Genomic DNA, 3,653 nt, shown 5'->3' with positions numbered 1-3,653 from the left:
GGGGCGGCGCCCGTACGGTACGGGTGCCGCCCCTCCGGGCTCGCCCGCGCGCTAGACGATCAGGCTCAGGGGCAGGATCAGGGCGATCGCGACGACCGAGATCACAGTCTCCATCACCGACCAGGACTTCAGCGTCTGCCCGACGCTCATCCCGAAGTACTCCTTCACCAGCCAGAAGCCCGCGTCGTTGACGTGCGAGAAGAACAGCGAACCGGCGCCCACCGCGAGCACCAGCAGGGCCGAGTGGGTCGAGGACATGTTCGCCGCGAGCGGGGAGACGATGCCGGCCGCGGTGATGGTGGCGACCGTCGCCGAGCCGGTGGCCAGCCGGATCAGCACCGCGATCAGCCAGCCCAGCAGCAGCGCCGAGATGTGCCACTGGGCGGACCAGTGCTTCACCATGTCCCCGACGCCGACGTCGATCAGCGTCTGCTTGAAGCCACCGCCCGCGCCGACGATGAAGACGATGCCCGCGATCGGGCCCAGCGCCTTGCCGACGGTGTCGGAGATCCGCGCCTTGTCGAAGCCGGCCGCCCTGCCGAGGGTCAGCATGCCGAGCAGGGTGGCGGCGAGCAGGGCGATCAGCGGGGAGCCGACGAAGTCGAGGATCCGCTGGACCGTCGCCTTCGGGTCGTCGACCACGACGTCCGCGAGGGCCTTGCCGAGCATCAGCACCACGGGCAGCAGGATGGTCGCCAGGACCGCGCCGAAGGACGGCGTGCGCTCGCGCTCGACCGGCTCCTCGGGCGTGACGGCGGTCGGGATCTCCAGCGGACCCACCCACCGCTCGGCCACCCGGGAGAACAGCGGACCGGCGATGACCAGGGTCGGGACGGCGATCAGCAGGCCGAGCGCCAGGGTGATGCCGAGGTCGGCCTTCAGCGCGTCGATGGCGACCAGCGGGCCCGGGTGCGGCGGGACCAGGCCGTGCAGGACCGACAGGCCGGCCAGCGCCGGGATGCCGACCCGCATCAGCGGCACGTTGCCGCGGCGGGCGACCAGCAGCACGATCGGGATCAGCAGGACGACGCCGACCTCGAAGAACAGCGGCAGGCCGAGCAGGGCGGCGATCAGCGCCATCGCCCACGGCAGCGCCCGGGGGCCGGTCCGGGACAGCACGGTGTCCGCGATGATGTTGGCGCCACCGGAGTCGGCCAGCAGTTTGCCGAGCATCGCACCCAGGCCGATCAGCAGGCCGACGCTGGTGACGGTGGCCCCGAAGCCGGTGGAGAAGCTGTTCAGCAGCTTGTCGAAGGGGGCGCCGGCGACGACGGCCAGCAGCCCGGAGCCGAGCGTGAGGGCGAGGAAGGGGTGCAGCTTCAGCTTGGTGATCAACAGGATGATCGCACCGATGCTGAGCAGTACCGCGACCAGCAGCTGGGTGTTGCTGCCGGTGTGCGGCAGGGCCGGCGGGGCGGCCGCCAGGAGGGTGGGGACGGTGCTCATGCGCCCGCCTCGCTTCGCGCGGCCGGGGCGTGCGCCCGTACGCGTCTTCTGATGGCTCGCTCGCTTCGCTCGCTCACGTGAGGTCTCCATTGACGGGCCGCAGCAGCGCCACGGCCTTCTCGACGAGTTCTTCGGGGGACGGGCCCACGTCCAGGACGGCGCCGCGCTCGTCCGCGCCCAGGGGTTCCAGGGCGGCGTACTGGGAGCCGAGCAGCGACACCGGCATGAAGTGGTCGGTGCGGTGGGCGAGCCGGTCCTCGACCAGCTCGTGACCGCCGCTGAGGTGCAGGAAGAAGGCCTCCGGGGCGTCCGCGCGCAGGATGTCGCGGTAGCCGTGCTTCAGCGCCGAGCAGGTGACCACGCCGCCGGTGCCGGCCGCGGTGCGCTCCTCGAGCCAGGCACCGATGGCGCGCAGCCAGGGTTCGCGGTCCCGGTCGTCCAGCGGGATGCCGGCGGACATCTTGGCGATGTTGGCCGGCGGATGGAAGTCGTCCGCCTCGGCGAAGGGGAGACCGAGGCGGTCGGCCAGGAGGCGGGCCAGGGTCGTCTTGCCGACGCCGGAGACGCCCATCACCACGACGGCGGGGGGTGCGACCGGGTGGTCGTGGTTCTCGACGCTGAGAGCCATGGGTGGTGCTCCTTCGTTGCAGGCCGCCACTATCGCTTCAAAGATATGACGTATTCAAGAGGTGGAAACCAAATCGTCATACTTTTACTCCCCGGCCCGCCGGAACCGCAGGCCGGGGTCGGGTCGCGGCCGCTCGGCGTCTACCCTGAGCGGATGGAGATCCAGGGGCTGCCCGGTCGGGTGCTTGACGAACTCGGGCCGGCGATCGCGTCCGGGGAGATCCCCGAGGGCGCGGTGCTGCGCGGGGAGGATCTCGAAGAGCGGTTCGGCGTCTCCCGGACGGTGGTCCGGGAGGCGGTGCGGGTCCTGGAGGGGATGCGGCTGGTGGCCTCCCGGCGACGGGTCGGGATCACCGTGCAGCCGAAGTCGCTCTGGGACGTCTTCGACCCGATGGTGATCCGGTGGCGGCTGGCCGGATCCGACCGCCCGGCCCAGCTGCGCTCGCTCGGCTCGCTGCGGGTGGCCGTCGAGCCCGCTGCGGCCGCGCTCGCCGCCGTCCACGCGACCGACGACGATCGGCGCGAACTCAGCGCACTGGCCGTGGAGTTGACCGTCTCCGCACGGGCGGCGGACCTCACCACCTTCCTCGGACACGACATCGCCTTCCACTCGCTGGTGCTGCGCGCCTCCGGCAACGAGATGTTCGCCCACCTCGGGGACACGGTGGGGGCGGTGCTCACCGGGCGGACGGAGTACCATCTGATGCCCCATCAGCCGGAGCCGTACGCGATCCGGTTGCACCGCGAGGTCGCGGACGCGATCTGCTCGGGCGACGCCGCCCACGCCGAGTCGGCGATGCGGACGATCGTGACGGGCGCGCTGGAGGAGCTCGACCAGCAGCTGGGCTGACCCGCCGGCGGCTCCTGTCCGGATGAGACGGTTTGCGGGCAGTTCGGTGGGTTCGGACGCATACTCGCGGACCGGTGGGGCAGAGTGAACCGTTGGGGCGCACGCCGCGCGCGCCCGTCCCGTGCCCGCCGCCGGATCCGCGCCTGGGGGTCGCTCGATGTCCGTGCCACGCCGCCGTCGCCGCCTTCCCGACGAGGTGCGCGCCGCCGCCGTCCGGGCGGTGCTCTCGCTCGCCTTCACACTGGTCGGCGTGGTCGTCGCGACGCTGGCCTCGTACGCGGGCAGTGGGATGCTGGTGCCGGCGCTGATGGCCATGGGCCTCGGGGTGTTCGGGACCATGTGGTGCCTGCTGGAGATCCTGATCTCCCGCCAGATCGCCGCGCAGCGGGCCCGGGTGCCGGGCTCCGCCCACCCGACGGCGGGCGGTCGGCCGCCCTCGGAACCCCTGGCGGCCCGGCCGTTCCCCCGGGCCGACGGCTCGGTCTACCAGCAGCCGCACCAGTCGCACCGGCCGGCGTACCAGCCGCCCCAGCCACGACCGCGGATACCGGCCCCGCGGCCCTGACACCGGAGACCGGAGGCCGGAGGCCGGAGGCCGGGGACCGGGGACCGGAGGCCGGGTGAGGACGGGCTCTAGGCCCAATGCTGGTGACTTTAGGTTGTGTCGCGCGGGGTGACGGTTGGTGTTGCTGGTTGTGGTGGTGGCCAGTTGTAGTGCTGGGCGCGCTTG

Annotated in this window: 4 protein-coding genes; 2 read left to right on the top strand and 2 right to left on the bottom strand. The window is 72.2% G+C overall.

Going from position 1 to position 3,653, the window contains the following annotated elements:
- Positions 1-51: 51 nt before the first annotated feature.
- Entirely contained in the window at positions 52-1,446 is a 1,395-nt protein-coding gene (locus ABT247_RS32560; RefSeq protein WP_350750045.1) for a GntP family permease, read from the bottom strand.
- 73 nt (positions 1,447-1,519) lie between these two features.
- Entirely contained in the window at positions 1,520-2,074 is a 555-nt protein-coding gene (locus ABT247_RS32555; protein ID WP_350750042.1) for a gluconokinase, read from the bottom strand.
- Positions 2,075-2,227: 153 nt separating this feature from the next.
- Between ABT247_RS32555 and ABT247_RS32550 the strand changes: the two genes are divergently transcribed.
- A complete protein-coding gene (locus ABT247_RS32550; protein ID WP_350750039.1) occupies positions 2,228-2,923 on the top strand; it encodes a FadR/GntR family transcriptional regulator in 696 nt (231 codons plus the stop codon).
- Positions 2,924-3,080: 157 nt separating this feature from the next.
- Positions 3,081-3,488, top strand: coding sequence for a hypothetical protein (locus ABT247_RS32545; protein WP_350750036.1), 408 nt, complete (start codon positions 3,081-3,083; stop codon positions 3,486-3,488).
- Positions 3,489-3,653 lie beyond the last annotated feature (165 nt).

Source organism: Kitasatospora sp. NPDC001539 (assembly GCF_040298565.1).
Taxonomy (GTDB): domain Bacteria; phylum Actinomycetota; class Actinomycetes; order Streptomycetales; family Streptomycetaceae; genus Kitasatospora.
The sequence above is the reverse complement of the archived record's forward strand: the minus strand, read 5'-3'. Positions and strand labels throughout refer to the sequence as shown.

What these genes read in the sequence shown, in the direction of transcription:
- ABT247_RS32560 (WP_350750045.1), bottom strand. Translation starts at nt 1,446, where the DNA reads ATGAGCACCGTCCCCACCCTCCTGGCGGCCGCCCCGCCGGCCCTGCCG.
- ABT247_RS32555 (WP_350750042.1), bottom strand. Translation starts at nt 2,074, where the DNA reads ATGGCTCTCAGCGTCGAGAACCACGACCACCCGGTCGCACCCCCCGCC.
- ABT247_RS32550 (WP_350750039.1), top strand. Translation starts at nt 2,228, where the DNA reads ATGGAGATCCAGGGGCTGCCCGGTCGGGTGCTTGACGAACTCGGGCCG.
- ABT247_RS32545 (WP_350750036.1), top strand. Translation starts at nt 3,081, where the DNA reads ATGTCCGTGCCACGCCGCCGTCGCCGCCTTCCCGACGAGGTGCGCGCC.